At 53.3% G+C, this 16758-nt stretch carries 17 protein-coding genes; 11 read left to right on the forward strand and 6 right to left on the reverse strand.

What is annotated here, in order from left to right; translation table 11 throughout:
- The first annotated feature begins 21 nt into the window (after positions 1 to 21).
- Positions 22 to 1686, forward strand: a complete 1665-nt coding sequence (locus AB6B37_RS13640; RefSeq protein WP_371396374.1) for an amidase — start codon at positions 22 to 24, stop codon at positions 1684 to 1686.
- Here the strand turns inward: AB6B37_RS13640 and AB6B37_RS13645 are convergent.
- The gene (locus tag AB6B37_RS13645; protein WP_371396375.1) at positions 1643 to 1891 is read right to left on the reverse strand and encodes a hypothetical protein; all 249 of its coding nucleotides are present in this window, start codon (positions 1889 to 1891) and stop codon (positions 1643 to 1645) included. The two genes, AB6B37_RS13640 and AB6B37_RS13645, sit on opposite strands and share 44 nt — an antisense overlap.
- A gap of 86 nt (positions 1892 to 1977) precedes the next feature.
- Here AB6B37_RS13645 and dapF point away from each other — a divergent pair, with 86 nt between their 5' ends.
- The 8 genes from dapF to dut all read left to right on the forward strand — a co-directional run bounded on the left by dapF (position 1978) and on the right by dut (position 10481).
- Complete coding sequence (gene dapF / locus AB6B37_RS13650; RefSeq protein ID WP_371396376.1) at positions 1978 to 2817, forward strand: diaminopimelate epimerase; 840 nt, start codon at positions 1978 to 1980, stop codon at positions 2815 to 2817.
- Positions 2817 to 4130: a tRNA (N(6)-L-threonylcarbamoyladenosine(37)-C(2))-methylthiotransferase MtaB gene (gene mtaB, locus AB6B37_RS13655; protein WP_371396377.1), complete on the forward strand. Its 1314-nt coding sequence runs from the start codon at positions 2817 to 2819 to the stop codon at positions 4128 to 4130. Before dapF ends, mtaB begins: the two co-directional genes overlap by 1 nt.
- Before the next feature lie 45 nt (positions 4131 to 4175).
- Positions 4176 to 5939 carry a signal recognition particle-docking protein FtsY gene (ftsY, locus tag AB6B37_RS13660; RefSeq protein WP_371396378.1) on the forward strand — a complete coding sequence of 588 codons (1764 nt, stop codon included), beginning with the start codon at positions 4176 to 4178 and terminating at the stop codon, positions 5937 to 5939.
- A gap of 68 nt (positions 5940 to 6007) precedes the next feature.
- Positions 6008 to 6664 carry an inner membrane-spanning protein YciB gene (locus AB6B37_RS13665; RefSeq protein ID WP_371396379.1) on the forward strand — a complete coding sequence of 219 codons (657 nt, stop codon included), beginning with the start codon at positions 6008 to 6010 and terminating at the stop codon, positions 6662 to 6664.
- A gap of 81 nt (positions 6665 to 6745) precedes the next feature.
- Complete coding sequence (locus AB6B37_RS13670) at positions 6746 to 8293, forward strand: AarF/UbiB family protein (RefSeq protein WP_371396380.1); 1548 nt, start codon at positions 6746 to 6748, stop codon at positions 8291 to 8293.
- Between the two features lie 60 nt (positions 8294 to 8353).
- Entirely contained in the window at positions 8354 to 9553 is a 1200-nt protein-coding gene (gene coaBC, locus AB6B37_RS13675) for a bifunctional phosphopantothenoylcysteine decarboxylase/phosphopantothenate--cysteine ligase CoaBC (RefSeq protein ID WP_371396381.1), read from the forward strand.
- Entirely contained in the window at positions 9550 to 10017 is a 468-nt protein-coding gene (locus AB6B37_RS13680) for a hypothetical protein (RefSeq protein WP_371396383.1), read from the forward strand. Before coaBC ends, AB6B37_RS13680 begins: the two co-directional genes overlap by 4 nt.
- A gap of 8 nt (positions 10018 to 10025) precedes the next feature.
- Positions 10026 to 10481: a dUTP diphosphatase gene (dut, locus tag AB6B37_RS13685; RefSeq protein ID WP_371396384.1), complete on the forward strand. Its 456-nt coding sequence runs from the start codon at positions 10026 to 10028 to the stop codon at positions 10479 to 10481.
- 35 nt (positions 10482 to 10516) lie between these two features.
- Here dut and AB6B37_RS13690 read toward each other — a convergent pair whose 3' ends face one another.
- The 4 genes from AB6B37_RS13690 to AB6B37_RS13705 all read right to left on the reverse strand — a co-directional run bounded on the left by AB6B37_RS13690 (position 10517) and on the right by AB6B37_RS13705 (position 13808).
- Complete coding sequence (locus tag AB6B37_RS13690; protein ID WP_371396385.1) at positions 10517 to 11320, reverse strand: hypothetical protein; 804 nt, start codon at positions 11318 to 11320, stop codon at positions 10517 to 10519.
- A gap of 98 nt (positions 11321 to 11418) precedes the next feature.
- On the reverse strand, positions 11419 to 12354 hold the full coding sequence (locus AB6B37_RS13695; RefSeq protein WP_371396387.1) for a biotin-dependent carboxyltransferase family protein: 936 nt from the start codon (positions 12352 to 12354) through the stop codon (positions 11419 to 11421).
- A gap of 3 nt (positions 12355 to 12357) precedes the next feature.
- Entirely contained in the window at positions 12358 to 13020 is a 663-nt protein-coding gene (gene pxpB / locus AB6B37_RS13700; protein WP_371396388.1) for a 5-oxoprolinase subunit PxpB, read from the reverse strand.
- Positions 13017 to 13808 (reverse strand): LamB/YcsF family protein, encoded by a 792-nt coding sequence (locus AB6B37_RS13705; RefSeq protein ID WP_371396389.1) that lies wholly within the window; start codon positions 13806 to 13808, stop codon positions 13017 to 13019. The genes pxpB and AB6B37_RS13705 overlap by 4 nt, the downstream gene beginning before the upstream one ends.
- A gap of 56 nt (positions 13809 to 13864) precedes the next feature.
- On the opposite strand from AB6B37_RS13705, the gene AB6B37_RS13710 reads away from it, so the two are divergent.
- Positions 13865 to 14638 carry a sulfite exporter TauE/SafE family protein gene (locus AB6B37_RS13710; protein ID WP_371396390.1) on the forward strand — a complete coding sequence of 258 codons (774 nt, stop codon included), beginning with the start codon at positions 13865 to 13867 and terminating at the stop codon, positions 14636 to 14638.
- Here AB6B37_RS13710 and AB6B37_RS13715 read toward each other — a convergent pair.
- Positions 14635 to 15831 (reverse strand): NAD(P)/FAD-dependent oxidoreductase, encoded by a 1197-nt coding sequence (locus tag AB6B37_RS13715; RefSeq protein ID WP_371396391.1) that lies wholly within the window; start codon positions 15829 to 15831, stop codon positions 14635 to 14637. The genes AB6B37_RS13710 and AB6B37_RS13715 overlap by 4 nt on opposite strands.
- A gap of 113 nt (positions 15832 to 15944) precedes the next feature.
- On the opposite strand from AB6B37_RS13715, the gene AB6B37_RS13720 reads away from it, so the two are divergent.
- On the forward strand, positions 15945 to 16676 hold the full coding sequence (locus AB6B37_RS13720) for a YdiY family protein (protein WP_371396392.1): 732 nt from the start codon (positions 15945 to 15947) through the stop codon (positions 16674 to 16676).
- Positions 16677 to 16758: the final 82 nt, after the last annotated feature.

A 16758-nucleotide genomic window follows, 5' to 3' on the forward strand; every position in this document is an offset into this window, starting at 1 on the left:
AAAGTTTTAAAAATGTTCATAATGACACGACGTGTAACGACCCTTTTATCAGCCACAGCTGTGAGCTTATTTGTTCTGGGCTGCGCACCGCAAAATACAGCGGATAAAGGCTTTGTCGTGGACGCCGCACAAGATTACACGGCGTCCGATCTTGTGTCGCAAACACTGCCAGAACTAGCGGCGCAATTACAAAGTGGCGATATCACGGTCGAGCAATTAACCCGTGCCTATCTGGCCCGTATCGACGCGGTTGATAAATCAGGCCCGCGTCTGCAAGCGGTGCTGAGCCTTAATCCCAACGCTCTATCTGATGCCCGTGCCTTGGACGCAAAGCGCGAAGCGGGGGAACCATTAGGCGCGCTTCACGGCCTGCCGATATTGCTGAAAGACAATATTGAGAGCAAAGACCCTGTCGCGACAACAGCGGGCGCTTTGGCACTGGCGGATAATATCACCGGCCGCGACGCGCCGTTGGTGGCGGGCCTGCGCGAGGCGGGCGCGGTCATCATCGGCAAAGCCAATCTATCCCAATGGGCCAATTTCAGAAGCCGAAATTCGATGTCAGGGTGGAGCGCATTGGGCGGGCAAGTGCGCAACCCGCATAGCCTTGACCGTAACCCCTGCGGCAGTTCCTCTGGCTCTGGTGCGGGTGTGGCAAGCTCACTGGCGGCAGGCGCAGTTGGCACAGAAACCAACGGTTCTATTATTTGCCCGTCCACCATTAACGGCGTCGTCGGGTTTAAACCCACAGTGGGTCTAGTCAGCCAGCAATATATTGTGCCCATATCGTCATCCCAAGACACGGCAGGGCCAATGACAAAAACTGTGCGTGGGGCCGCGATGATGCTGGGGCCCATGGCAGGCAATGACGTGGATTACAGCGCGGGGCTGAGCGCTGACGCGCTGCGCGGACAACGCATTGGCGTCATGCGCTTTGCCCAAGGCAGTCATAGCGGCATCCAGGCGCAATTTGATGAAAGCCTTAAAGTCCTTACGACTGCGGGCGCAGAACTTATTGAGATTGACGCCTTTGATTTAGGCGTAGAGGGATACGGTGGTAAAAGCTTTTCCGTGCTGCAATATGAGTTCAAAGCCACATTAAATGATTATCTAGCCAGCACGCCCGACACGGTCGAGACCCGCACTCTGTCCGAGCTTATCCGTTTTAATACGGCCAACACAGATGTAGAACTCCCACTCTTTGACCAAAGCATATTAGAGCTATCAGAGGCGCGCGGACCATTATCAGAACAGGCCTATATCGATGCGGCGTCCGAGATAAAACTGGCGACGGGAAAGAACGGGATTGACCGTTTATTATCCGAGCATAACGTCGTCGCCCTCGTCGCGCCGTCAGGGCCGCTGCCGGGGCGTATTGATCCCGTGAACGGCGATGTCTGGCCTGATTGGGCGGGCGCAGGATATTTGGCCGCCGTTGCGGGATATCCGCATTTATCTGTCCCCATGGGCACTGTGCGCGGCATGCCCATTGGTCTGTCATTCATCGGCACGGCAGGGGATGACGGTAATATTTTGGGCTATGGTTACGCGTTTGAGCAGCAATCAAAAACGCGAGAGAATATGAGTCGCGCAGCGCCGCAATACCGACAGAGCGCAGAGGACGTGGACGTGATTGGCACCGCTATGCGGCCTCACGCTTTGGAAACAGCAGCGCGTAAAGACTAATGAGGAGCCAGGCGATTTCGATTAAAAAAGCGGACAGATTAAAGTCAAAATAAAGTGACACTAAGATCAGCGCCGCCCCCATAGCGTTCAGCACAGAATAAAGCCGCATCTGCGGGGTCAGCTTTCCGATTTGCAGCGCCGCATAAGCGCCTAAAATCAGAACAATACCGATATTGCCGACAAAATCATACCAGTGATAGCTCATGACATTCCCTTATATTCGCGACTTACTGCGGTGCTTTCTTTTCCCCCCAAAGACCCCTATATGCAAGGCTTGTTGAGTGAGGCCCTATGCGCTTTTTAATTATGAACGGAGCGAAGAACCGCTTTGCCGTCTTTGACGCGCGGGCAAATTCTGGCTTTGCCATGGATGAGGCCAAGGCTATCACCATTTGCAAACCGGGCAGTGCCGTCATGGGCGAAAAGGGCGCAGACCAGCTTGTGATTATGCGCGCGCGAAAAGACCCCCATGCCGACGCCTTTATGGAGATTTGGAATCAAAAAGGGTTTGAGGTCGACGCCTGTGGTAATGCCACGCGCTGTATTGCGTGGCTCTACATGCAAGAGGCGGGCGTGGACACAATGACGCTGGAAACCAATGCGGGGCTGCTTTATTGCCGCGCAGCGGGCGAGAACAGGGTCGCCGTTGATATGGGGCCACCGCGCCTTGATTGGAGCGAAATCCCGCTGGAAGAACCCATGCATACCCACCATATCGACGTCAAAGTCGGCCCGATTGATGCGCCCATGCTGTCCAACCCTGGTGCGGTCAATATGGGTAATCCGCATTGCGTCTTTTTCGTGGATGACTTTATCAAAGCCAAGCCCGAACGTGTTGGGCCGATGATTGAATTTCATCCGCTGTTCCCGCAACAAGTCAATGTCGGTTTTGCCCGCGTTGATGCCCCTGACCGTATCCGCCTGAAAGTGTGGGAACGCGGTGTGGGCATGACGCTAGCTTGCGGCACAGGGGCCTGCGCGGCCGTAGTTGCCGCCCACCGCCAAAAACGCAGCGGGCGCAAAGTTATGGTCGAAGTGGACGGCGGGGAGCTGCTGATTGAATGGCGCGCCTCTGATGATCACGTCATTATGACAGGCCCAATAGAGGTCGAGATGGAGGGGGTGATTTAATGACCTTGCCTTCGCCAATTGACGCAGCCAAGACGACGAAAACCAAGGTTATCACTTTGGGGTGTCGGCTCAATGCCTATGAATCAGACGTCATGCGCGGCCACGCCGATGATATGGATTTAAATAACGCGGTGATTATCAACACCTGTGCGGTGACATCCGAAGCCGTGCGGCAATCGCGCCAAACGATACGCCGCGCGAAGAAAGAAAATCCCGAGGCGACCCTCATTGTGACGGGCTGCGCGGCACAAATTGACCCCAAGGCCTTTGCGGCCATGGAGGGCGTTGACCGCGTGATTGGTAATAATGAGAAAATGCTGGCGGGCACATTCGATCCTGAGCGTTTGCTGGGCGGGGAGGCGATCCAAGTCAATGACATCATGGCTGTGCGAGAAACCGCGCCGCAATTTATCACGGGCGCCAATCGCGCAGTGATTAAATCGCAATCACGCACGCGGGCATTTTTACAAGTGCAAAACGGATGCGACCACCGCTGCACATTTTGCATTATTCCTTTTGGCCGTGGCCCCGCGCGCAGTGTGCCCGCGGGTGAGGTCGTTGCCCATGTGCGCGACCTTGTCCGCCAAGGTTACGGCGAAGTTGTGCTGACAGGTGTTGATTTATCCAGTTGGGGCGGCGACCTGCCCGGCACGCCGCCGCTGGGCGATTTGGTGCGCCGCGTGTTAAAACTGGTGCCCGAACTGCCGCGTCTGCGCCTATCGTCGATTGACCCTGCCGAAGTGGATGACGCCCTCTTTGAGGCTTTGACGACAGAGCCGCGCATGACGCCCTATGTGCATTTATCGCTACAAGCAGGCGATGATATGATTTTAAAACGCATGAAGCGCCGCCATTCGCGGGGTGACGTGGTGTCGCTTTGCGCGCGGCTGAAAGCGGCGCGACCAGAGATAACATTTGGCGCGGATATGATTGCAGGCTTCCCCACAGAAGACGAAGCCATGTTTGAAACAGGGCGGCAGATTATAAATGAGATTGGTATCCCTTGGCTGCATGTCTTTCCCTATTCCCCACGCGACGGCACGCCTGCCGCGAAAATGCCGCCCGTGAACGGCAAGCTTATTAAAGCCCGCGCCAAAATACTGCGCGCCGAGGGCGAAGCCGTGAAAGCCGCCCATCTACAATCGCGTATTGGCGATATTGATACGGCGCTTTTTGAGGAAACAGGCCTGGGTCGCCTCCCTGATTTTACGCTTGTTAAAGTGGACAATCCCCCTGCCGCAGGGCAGTTTGGGCGCGTTAAGATTACGGATAGTGATGGTGAATATGCACTGGGTCGCATAGAAGAAGAATAATCACAAGAGGCGCGGAGAGAGCGCAGCGAACGACCGGGAAACATAATGGCTGATGATAATAAAAAGAAACGCGGGTTTTTGTCCAAATTGGGCTTTAAGTCCAAGGAAGAAAAACTGGCCGAAGAAGCGGCAGAGCGTGCCGCGCAGCAGCAGCTTGTTGATGAGGCCATGGCCGCGCGTATGGCGGCGATTAATGCGGCGGCCCTAAAATCAGCGCGCGAGCAAGACGCGGCTAAATCTGGCGTTGATATAGCCGCCGAGGATGAAGCCCGCATCGCGGCAGAGGAAAAGCTGCGCGCCGAAGAACAAGCCCGTAAAGATGTCGAAGCCGCCAAACGTCTGGCCGCCGAAAAGCGCGCCAAAGAGATTGAAGCCAAACGTCTCGCCGAAGAAGAGGCCGCCTTTGCCGCGGAAGAAAAAGCGCGCCTAGAAGCAGAGGCCAAAGCGGAAGCGGAACGCAAAGCGCGCGCAGCCGAAGCCGAGAAAGTCCGCCTTGCGCAGGCCGCTAAACGTAAAGCCGAAGAAGAGGCTGCGCTGGCCAAAGCCGCGAAAGAACAAGGTGAACGCGAGGCGCAGGCCCTGCGCGAAAAACAAGAGGCTGAGGCAAAAGCCCGCGCCGAGGAAGACGCCCGCATCGCGGCTGAGCAAGCCGAGCGAGAGGCGCGCGAAAAGGCCGAGGCTGAAGCGGCTCGTTTGGCCGAACGCGACGCCGCGCGCAAAAAAGCCGCCGAAGCCGCCGCTGTCGAGGCCGCGAAATTAGAGGCTGAGCGCGAAGCAAAACTGACCGAGGACCGCCGTATTGCCGATGAGCTGGCCGCCCAAAAAGCTGCCGAGCAAGCCGCCATTGAGGCCACCGCAGCCAATTCTGAGGGCGGCTTCCTTGACCGCATGTCAACGGGGTTGAAAAAATCAACGTCCCGTATGTCAGACAGCGTGTCGGCCATCTTTACCAAGCGCAAGCTGGATGACGCCGCGATTGAGGAGTTGGAAGACCTGCTCATATCCTCTGATCTTGGCGTCGGCGTTGCGACCAAAGTCACGACACTTCTGGCGAAAGATAAGTTTGACAAAGAAGTGACAGATATGGAGGTCAAAATTGCCCTGGCCGATGTTATCTCTGACATCCTCACCCCCCTTGAAAAACCGATTGTGCTGACAGAAACGAAACCGCAAATTATGTTATTTGTCGGCGTTAACGGGTCAGGCAAAACCACCACACTCGGCAAAATAGCCAAGCGTTATCGGGACCAGGGTAAAAAAGTCATGATAGCCGCGGGCGACACATTTCGCGCCGCCGCCGTCGAGCAGTTAACCGTGTGGGCCGAGCGTTCGGACGCCGAGATTATCTCTGGCAAATTGGGCGCAGATGCGGCGGGCCTTGTTTATGACGCGATCGAACAGGCCAAAGCGAAAGACGTTGATGTCTTGATGATTGACACGGCGGGGCGTCTGCAAAACCGCACGGAGCTTATGGATGAATTATCCAAAGTCGTGCGCGTGATTAAAAAACAAGACCCAAGCGCGCCGCATCACTGTATCCTCGTGCTGGATGCCACAGTCGGTCAAAACGCCCTATCCCAGACAGAAGTATTTCGCGATACAGCTGGCGTGACGGGGTTGATTATGACCAAACTTGACGGCACAGCCAAAGGCGGTGTGCTGGTCGCGCTGTCTGATAAATACAAACTCCCTATCCACGCCATTGGCATTGGCGAACGGATTGAGGATTTGGAAAACTTCAGCGCCCCCGTCTTTGCCGCAGCGCTATCAGGCGTGGCCGACGCGCTGACGCCGCCTGCGCAAAACTAGCGTCAAACTAAGCGCCCAATACGCGAACATCCCTTGCCAATCCTTCTATCATAAGGCACATCCCCCTCATGTCTGACCCCTCTATTTCGCCCACAGTCCCGACCAAAAAACCGCAGCAAAATATGCTGGTGGATTTGGGGCCTGTGGTGATTTTTGTTGTTTGTTATCATCTGTTCCGCCGCAGTAACCCTGATGGGGCGATGGTGAAGGCGGCTGGCATTTTCATGGTCGTAGCCGTTATCGCGCTGATATATTCACGCCTAAAATCTGGACGCTTTTCGGGCGTCTTATTATTTACCACCGCCATTATTTTGGTGACCGCTGGGCTGACCGTGTTTTCTGGCAATCCGATATTCTTCTATATGAAGCCCACGATCATCAATGCCCTGTTTGGGGTGCTGGCCATTGGTGGGGCGTTGATTGGGAAAAACGGAATTAAAATGCTGCTGGGTGAGGCGTTCCGCTTACCAGACGCAAAATGGAATACTTTGGCCATTCGCTGGGGGCTGTTTTTCTTTTTCATGGCGGCGTTAAATGAATATATTTGGCGGAGTTATTCCGAGCCGTTTTGGGTCAATTTCAAACTTTGGGGCATGACGCCGCTGACCCTTATTTTCACTCTGTCTCAAATCCCGTTTATCATGAAACACGGCAAAATAGCCGGCCAAGAGGCAAGTCAAGCTGCAGATCAAGACGATACGTCAAATGCGGTGAAAAAAGACTAATCCTGCGACAAGCGGGCTATCGCTTTCTTAAGGTGGGCGCGCTATAGGCTTTTTATGGGTCAGATACGGACATTTTTTCGCATGATGCGCACCGGATGGGTTTTGGTCCGTCATGACGCGCTGGTGCCAGCTGAATATAGCGCCATGGTGCCATGGCCCGTGCGGGCCGTTGGCGGTATCTCGCGTGTCTTTGCGATACGAGGTCGTGCCGATAATCCCGGAGAGCGGTTTGCCAGCGCACTGGAAAAGCTGGGCCCTGCTTATATTAAATTTGGACAAATTCTGGCGACCCGCGCCGATATGCTTGACCCTGTTTTTGTCAAAGGGCTGTCACGCCTGAAAGACAAAGTCCCGCCTTTTGCCATGGATAAAGCCGAAGCCATGCTGGCGGCCGAATGGGGCGGGCCGTGGCAAGATAAGCTGACCAGCCTATCCCCGCCAATCGCGGCAGCGTCTGTCGCGCAAGTGCATAAAGGCGTGCTTAAATCTGGCGAGACGGTCGCGGTGAAAATCCTGCGCCCGAATATCGTGGAGCGCATGTCAAATGATATGGCGGTGCTGGGCATGGTCGCCAATTTGGCCGAAACCTTTGTGCCAGAGAGCCGCCGCCTTGGCCCCAAGGCCTTTATTAAAACCGCGGGCCGTGCGGTGATGTTAGAACTAGACTTACGGCTTGAGGCCGCCGCCGCGTCAGAGCTGATGGAGCCTGCGTTAGAGACAGGGTTTTACCGCGTGCCCGATTTGCATTGGGACTTAGGCGGGAAAAATGTGCTGGTCACCGAATGGATTGACGGCAAGGCGGTATCGGATGAGAGCATCCTAACCGATCTCGATTATGATCCCAAAGACATCGCCACAAAAGTCATGCAGAGCTTTCTGGCCTGTTCGTTTGATTATGGTGTGTTTCACGCGGATATGCATGAAGGCAATATGATTGTGAAACCGCGCGGGGAAGACGGAAAACCCGGTGATTTAGTGCTGATTGATTTTGGTATTTTGGGGCGGTTGGAGCCGCGTGAGCAACGCTTTCACGCAGAAATCCTTTACGGCTTTTTGATGCGTGATTACCGGCGTATTGCCGAAGTGCATTTCGAGGCGGGCTATGTACCCAAACATCACGGTATCGATGATTTCGCTAGTGCCCTTCGCGCCGTAGGGGAGCCGATATTTGGCAAGCGCGCGGGCGATGTGCCGATGTCCAAAGTGTTGCTACAATTGTTTGAGATTACAGAGATTTTCGACATGAAAATGCAGCCACAATTAATTATGTTACAAAAAACGATGATGCAAGCCGAAGGCGTGTGTCGCCGATTGGATCCTGATTTTGACATGTGGGAAACGGCGCGACCGATAGTCGAGGCGTCCATGCGCCGCGAATTGGGTGTCGAAGGACGGGTCAATGACCTTCTCGATAATTTAGACCGCGCGCGCCGAACACTAGAAAAACTACCCGACGCGACAGAAAATATCGCCAAACTGGCCAAAGCTTGGGCAGATGGCGACATTGATTTATCCAAAGCAAAGCCGCAGGCCGAGCCGCCCAAGATGGGCGTGTTAAAGCCCGCTGCCTTTATCGGGCTTGGCGCCGTTCTCGCCATTGGTGGTTACGCCGCTGCCAGCATGCTCTAGCGCCCTCTTAACACTGAAATTAGGCTTAGCCTTCGTGCGCCGCCCCCGTTATAAGGGCCTATGAATAAACGTATTCTATTGATTATCGGCGGCGGGATTGCAGCGTATAAATCGCTGTTTTTGATCCGCCTTCTTGCCAAGCGCGGGATTGCCACGCGGGTTATACTAACCAGAGGCGGGTCCGAATTTGTCACGCCTTTATCGGCTGGCTCGTTATCAGGCGAGCGCGTGTTTTCAGACCTGTGGGACTTAACGGCCGAGTCGGAAATGGGGCATATAGAGTTATCGCGCAGTGCAGACCTTGTCGTTGTTGCGCCCGCAACGGCAGATTTGATGGCGAAAGCCGCACACGGCATAGCCAATGATTTGGCGTCCACCACATTACTGGCGACTGATAAGCGCGTTTTATATGTGCCGGCGATGAATGTGCGCATGTGGGAAGCCCCCGCCACACAGCGGAATGTCAAAACCCTTATGGATGACGGGCAATATATCCTTGGCCCTGACGCGGGGTCTATGGCGTGCGGGGAATACGGCCCAGGCCGCATGAGCGAACCAGAATCGATTGCCGACGCGATTGAAAACCTCCTGTCCGCCAGCCAATCGATTGACGCGCCGCAGCCCCTGAAAGGACGGCATGTTTTGATAACGGCTGGCCCAACACGCGAACCGATTGACCCCGTGCGTTATCTGTCAAATCATTCATCGGGCAAGCAGGGCTACGCGATTGCGAGCGCCTGCCGGGCGCTGGGGGCGACAGTCACCTTAGTCTCTGGCCCTGTCAATATCGCCCCGCCCGTGGGGGTTAATCTGGTCGCCGTAGAGACCGCAAGAGACATGCTAAGCGCTTGCGAGGGCGCCCTGCCCGCTGATGTGTTTATATCGGTTGCCGCCGTTGCCGATTGGCGGGCCAAGGATACAGGCGCGAACAAGATTAAAAAAGACAAAGACGGATTGCCGCAACTCGACCTTGTTGAAAATCCCGATATTTTAAAGACCTTATCCAAAGCAGAGAGCAGACCCAGTTTAGTCATCGGATTTGCCGCTGAAACCAATGACGTGATTGATCACGCCAAGGCCAAATTAGCGCGCAAAGGATGTAATTGGATTATTGCCAATGACGTATCAGGCGACGTTATGGGCGGTGATGAAAATGCCATGATTGTCGTAAAGCCAGACAGCGTAACAGAGTGGCCGCGTCAATCAAAAATGGATGCCGCCAAAGCCCTCGCCAATTTAATTGCGGAGCATTTATCATGAGACACAACTTTAACCGCGTTTCAATTTTTATCCTCGCTTTGACAGTCGGCACCGCCGCCTTGGCCGATGATAGCTGCGAAATTGTGACCATGGATTTGACCGTCAGTGAAAAGACAGAAGACAATGTCCGCACAGCAAAATTTCATGACGCGAAGGACTTTATCGATAGTGTTTATGACGACACAGAAGGACATATAAAAGAGGTCGACGGCAAGGCGGTTTTGGCCGTGATGTGCGAGCGAGACACGCTGCTGCCGCAACTGCGCGATTTACCGCTGATTAAGACGGGATTGCCGCTGTCTTTGTCGCAAGATTTTGACAGCACGGAAAGTGGGCTTCTGACTGTTTATGATGACGGCACAGCCTACCGCACGGATTACACAGGGCCAGAGACGCTTGCGCCCGACACTCAGAAATTAAAAGACGTGATGGAGATTATCAATCTTCAGCGCCTTACAAAATAGGACACATAATGAGCCTTGTTGTTGAGATTAAAGCCCTGCCGCATTTTGACGGATTAGAGTTGCCTAAATATGAAACGGTTTTAGCGGCAGGTGCGGATTTACGCGCCGCTGTGCCCGCCCATGCTCCGATGACGCTGTCCCCTGGCGCGCGTGCGCTTGTCCCAACGGGCATGGCTATGGCACTGCCCGCTGGCTATGAAGCGCAAATTCGTCCGCGCTCTGGGCTAGCCTATAAACACGGGGTGACATGCCTAAATACACCCGGCACAATTGACGCGGATTATAGAGGCGAAGTGAAAGTGCTGCTGATTAATCACGGCGATGCACCCTTTGTGATTAATCGCGGCGAGCGCATCGCGCAGATGGTCATCGCGCCGATTACTCAGCCTGATTTTGAAATCGTCAATGAGCTATCCGATACGGCACGCGGCGCGGGCGGTTTTGGCTCCACGGGTGTGAAGTAGGGGCGACATAAGTTTACTTGTAAACCGTCGCAGCCTTAGCCTCCCGCGGCCGCTTTTATAGCAATTTTTATTTCGGGACCCACAATCTTTTGCAACGCAAACAATACGGCTGCGAGTTGTGCAATAAGGGAAAAAGCCATCATCCAAAAGGTTAGAATGAAGGCTTTGCCAAAGGCGTCGCTTTTTTTCAAATGCCCAAATGGACCCCTAATGGCAGTAACAAACAAAATCAGAACTAAAACAATAATTTGACCATATGTCATGACATCATAGATTATTCCGGAAAACGGTATTGTTATGATCGACCAGATTACCCCAAATACAGCCGCAGGAATAGCAAGGGCAAAAACATATCTTTGCCTCACAACATAGCTTAGGTCTTCACCCCAACCTCTGTAAATCCAAGCAAATAAACTCAAAAGAGCAATGTAGATGGGGGTATATATTACCATCGCCAGCTTCATGGCCTCGGACAAGCTATGTCTAATATCCACATTTGAGAAATCAAGATTTTGATGAGCATGGGCCGCGTAACCATCTTCAAGTCCGGCTATCACCGCTTCGTGTATAATTTCTATGAAGTTACCATTTGGTTTAGCCCACAGGAAATGTGTTGCCACGGTGATAGCCCCAATTCCTAGCAAAAGCCGAATTGATGGCGTATATTTATTCTGCCAATTAGCGGCAAGAGCGGCTTGAAAATAATCAATTGGATTTTTAAAAGAAGCCCATAGTGTTTTCACAGTGCGGAAGTTTAATCCAAAAAAATCCTCAAAGAACTCCTCCCGTCCTGCGCTGGCCATATCTGGGCTCGAAAGGTCTTTATTGTCATCATCCATAAAAGACCCTAGGCATAGAATCAAAATTTTTAAAGTAAATTTTATAGATTAATAAGTTTTGACAGTTGTGAAGATGAAGGGCCAAATTATATATCCCTTCAAAACTTAAAGCCGGGCATCAAGCGGCTATAAAAGGCATTGCGGTAATGCAGCACATTGGCGGCCTCCACATCCATTGCGCGGCGAAAGCTAAGCTGTGTTTCTGGCCCGATTTGTCCCATCAACCAGTGATCTGCGCGGATGACTTGCAAGGCGCGCGCATAACCACCCGTACAGTGCCCATCCACGAGGGCCAGTATCGGTTGACCGTCGGGCGGCGCTTGTAATGTGCCCGGCAGGAGCGGGCTGCTGACCATAGAGCTTGGTCTGGACATTACAATTTTATCACCCCGTAACCGCGCACCCATGCGGTCGGTTTGGGGTGTGGCGAAAAACGGACTGATGAACAGATGGCGGCGACTATCCGCCGTCAGCGCGTCAAATTCAGGCCCCGGGCGCGCCCGTAAAATAACGTGATTAGACAAATAAGGGCGGTAACCCGGTGGTATTTTCTGCGGGCCTGATGTGCCTTTCACTGACGCCTCTAGGCGGTCACCAATGCGTAGCGCGCGACCCTCGATTCCGCCGAGCCCTGCAAGGGTGTAAGTCGAAACACTGCCCATAACAGGCGCCGCACGAAAACCGCCTTTAATCGCGATATAGGCGCGGACACCTTTGCGGGCAAAAGACAGGGTCAAGATATCGCCTTTAGTCACAGGGAAAGACGTAAAATTAGTGACGTTTTGGCCATTGACCTGCGCCCACATTTCCGCCCCTGCAATCGCCATAACAGTGTCATCAAGAACCCGCAGATGTAATCCGCCCAAGGTGCATTCCAAGGCGGGTGCGTCCCAATCATTGCCAACCATGAAATTGGCCAGCCCGAAGCTTAGCCTGTCCGCCGCCCCGCTGGCGGGGATACCGCGGTCACGATGCCCCGGACGCCCTGCGTCTTGGAGTGTTGTTGACGAACCAGATTGTAAGACCTCTATCATCACTTACCTTTGCGGCACAAAGCGCAGATTATCACCCGCTTTGAGTAAAAAAATAGGGCTGCGGTTGATATCAAAAATGGACGCCTCTGTGCGGCCAATAATCTGCCATCCCCCCGGACTGCTGAGCCCGTAAATCCCCGTTTGCCAGCCTGCAATCCCGATAGACCCCGCAGGAACAGAGAGGCGCGGTGTGTCATGGCGCGGATGATGCAGCGCCTTTGGGGCGGGCGATAAAAATGTAAAGCCCGGCACAAAGCCCATCATACAGACACGGTAGGTTTGCGCGGCATGGGCGTCTATGACGCCTGCTTCGCTAAGGCCGCTTGCGTCCATAATCGCGTTCATATCAGGACCGTGCTCACTGCCGTAATGTACAGGAATATCAACAGTGACAGCGGCAATAGAATCAAGCGTGTCGACGGATTGCGCAGCCAGTTGAAAGCGGTTCACCGCTGCACCGAGGCGCATGACTTGCGGATCAAACGTCCCCATAATACTGTCATAGCCACAGACAATATCTGTCCAGCCACTTTGTGCTTTGAAATGTTGCGAGAGCGATAAAACAGCCTGACTGGCTGCATCAGAAAAGCCCTCAACACCGTAAGACAACAGCACAGCCGCGTCGCCGTAAGGCTGAATTTTGGGGGTCGGTAAAGACTGGCTCATGCGAAGGCTCTTACGTCACTAAAGGCTTTAATCCTAAGGCCAGCCGCTTCAATGTCTGCCCGTGCCAGACGCGCCGTTTCCACCGCACCCGCACTATCCCCGTGCAAACACAAACTTTGCGGATTAACAGATAATGTGCGTCCCGTTGCGGTGATAACTGTGCCGTGCTGCGCGAGGCTGCGGGCTTGGACCATGCGGGCGGCTTGGTCATGAATAACGGCGCCGTCTATGCTGCGGTCTTGCAAATGGCCGTCATCCGTGTAGCGGCGGTCGATAAAACCTTCGCGAATAAAGCTTAGATCTGCATCATCGGCCGCGCGCTCCATTGCAGAGTTAGGCCCCCCCATGAATATCAAATTTTTATCCAGCCGTTTAATTACACCCGCAATAAGGTCAGCATGAATTTTGGAGCCCACGGCATCATTATAAAGTGCGCCGTGCGGTTTCACATAAGAAACCACGGCGTCCTCGCTCGCCGCGATTTCGCAAAGCTGCACGATTTGAAATAAAAGGCTTTTGGCCAAATCATCAGCCGAAATATCAATCCCTATGACATGCGAACGCCGTCCAAAATTGGCGTAATCGGGATAAGAAGGATGCGCGCCAATCGCCACGCCGTTATCACGCGCAGCGATAGTTGTGCGCCGCATAGAGGCCGCGTCACCCCGATGTCCACCGCAGGCGATATTAGCGGAACTAACGTAGCGCAATATCGCGAGCTCTGACGCAATGCCGTCTGCGTCTTCCGCCTCGCCAATATCGGCGTTCAAATCAATTGTCCCTGTCATAGGGGCACCGTAAACTCTGTGTTTGAAAAGGCAATTCAAACGGTGCACAAGAGCCTATGTTTGAGGCCTTCTTTTCATCAACATCTGGTTTTTCAACGCTGTTTTGGGTCAGTGCCGTTGTGTCTGTGCTTATCACGGGCGTCTCTAAGGGCGGCTTTGGCGGGCTGGCCTTGCTTGCGGTGCCGTTAATGGCGCTGACCATCTCGCCTATTCAAGCGGCGGGCATTATGCTGCCAATATTAATCGTCATGGATTGGGTCAGCGTCTGGAGTTACCGCAAACATTGGGACAAACGCATTTTGATATTGATGTTGCCTGCTGCCGTGGCGGGGATTGCCGTTGGCGGATTGCTGGCGGGTTATGTGAATGATCAATTTGTGCGGCTTTGCGTCGGCTTCATTGCGGTCGGATTTGCGGCTTACGCCGTGTTAAAACCCAAAGCGGCTGGCGGCTTTATTGTCGGCCATAAACCGCTGGGTGCGCTATCGGGATTTGTTGCAGGGTTCACCAGCTTTATCGCCCATGCTGGCGGGCCGCCGTTTCAAGCCTACACAATACCGCAAGGATTTGAAAAACGCATATATGCCGGCACGGCGGTGATGTTTTTCTTTATCGTCAATATGGTGAAAGTCGTGCCCTATGCCATGCTTGGTCAGTTTGATACAACCAATCTGACGACGTCTCTTATCCTTATCCCTCTGGCACCGATTGGAGTGTTGTTTGGGGTCTGGCTGATTAAGCGCATTGATCAAGATTTGTTTTACAAAATCCTATACGGTTTGATTTTTGTGGTTGGATTAAAGCTGCTCTGGGACGGATTTGGGTTTTAGCAAACCTCCCCGCAGGCCACGCCAGACGCCCACGCCCATTGAAAATTATGACCGCCCAAATGGCCCGTCACATCGACAACTTCACCGATAAAATACAGCCCAGGCACAGAACGCGTCTCCATCGTCTTTGACGATAGCGCGTCCGTATTCACCCCGCCTTTGGTCACCTCGGCCGTGCGGTAACCCTCTGATCCCGCAGGTTTCACGCGCCATTCTGATGCCATAAGGGACAGGTTCAATATGGCTTTATCCGATAGATCCGCGAGGCGCTGGGCCTTTTCTTGGGCGGCGATGCTATCGGCAATACGGGCGGGGATAAATTGCGCGAGCCAATTAGCGGGGCTAATACGCGGGCGTGCGAGGCGGTCTTCTTTTAATCGGGCCGTCAAATCTGTACCGGGGGCCATGTTAATTGTAATGCTATCGCCCGGTTCCCAATAGCTGCTAATTTGTAACACAGCAGGGCCAGACAGGCCGCGGTGGGTGAATAACATCGCCTCGTCAAAGACAGCTTTGGCGTGAGAAATTGTGGTATCAACGCTAACACCTGACAGAGATTTAAGCGTGTCTTTCAAACTATCGGTGAACGTCAGCGGCACAAGCGCGGGCACAGTGTCCACAATATCCAAACCAAAGCGTTCTGCGATTTCATAGCCAAAACGCGACGCGCCCATTTTGGGAATGGAGGGCCCGCCCGTGGCAATGACGACTGCGTCCGCTGTGACGCTTTGATGTTCTAAGACCACAGTGAAGCGTTCCTCGCCGCCTGTACCGTCCGTGCCTTTTTTAACGTCCAGCACCTGTGTGCCGAGCCACAAATCGCAGCCGCCTTTGTCACATTCGGATAAAAGCATGTCGATAATCTCTTGACTGCGACCATCACAAAAAAGCTGTCCTTTGGTTTTTTCGTGCCAGGCAATGCCGTATGAATTGACCAAATCGATAAAGTCCTGCGCGCTATAGCGGCCCAAAGCGGATTTACAAAAATGCGGATTTTGGGAAATGAAATTATCAGGCCCACAGTAGATATTCGTGAAATTACAGCGACCACCGCCCGAAATGCGTATCTTCTCGCCAGGTTTATCGGCGCTATCAATCATCAGCACACGCCGCCCGCGCGCACCAGCCGCCGCGCCGCACATCAGACCCGCAGCCCCCGCCCCAATAATAATCACGTCATAAGAGGCCGCCATGCGATACTTTCAAAAAAAACTAAAATGTGAGCTGCCATAGCTTGGCAAGCGGGCCGCACGCAAGTAGGCATATTGTGCATTGACCACTCTGATACATCCGGCAGGACTTTCCCATGAAACTTTTATCGACATTTTGCGGCGCGGCCGCTCTTATTGCTATGACATCTATTGCGCCGTCTGCGTTGGCGGCCCCCATTCTTGGGTGGAGCGGCGAGGCCGCAGTCACAGGATCAAAAACCACAGGCAATACGGAAACCACAGACCTAGGCGTGAACCTGAAACTGAAACGAGAATTTGGCGATTTCCGTCATAAATTTAAAGGCCGCTTTGATTATGGTAAAAACAAAGGCAACCGCAATAAACAACGCCTTGGCCTTGGCTATCAAGTTGAGCGCGATGTGTCAGAACGCCTGTTTATCTTGGGCACAGCCGATTATTTCCAAGATGACTTTGGCGCGTTTGAGGAAGGCTATTATGTCGGTGCCGGTTTTGGGTATAAGGTCTTGATGAACGACCCCACGCAATGGGATTTATCGGGCGGCATTGGTTACCGCGAACAAACACCGCAAAACGAGACCACCCCCGCCAAGGAAGAAGTCGCGCTGCAATTGCGCTCAGATTTTGACCACGCACTTAACGACGCTGTCTCCATCTACAACAATACAGAACTGCTACATTCTAAATCAGATACCTATATTTGGAATGAAATTGGCCTGAACGCCAAGTTGATGGGAGATTTGGCGGCGCGTATTTCCTACCGCATCGATAATCATTCGACTGTGCCAGCGGGACGAAAAAAGACAGATACCATCACCCGCATTGGTGTTGTCTATAAAATGAAATAACCTTGAAAGAAAACAATCTGCCCGCTTTGCAATTAGCCCGCTTTGTCAGTCTGCGTTCATAATCTGTTAGGCATGTCCCGCT

The organism is Fretibacter rubidus, assembly GCF_041429785.1.
GTDB lineage: Bacteria > Pseudomonadota > Alphaproteobacteria > Caulobacterales > Maricaulaceae > Fretibacter > Fretibacter rubidus.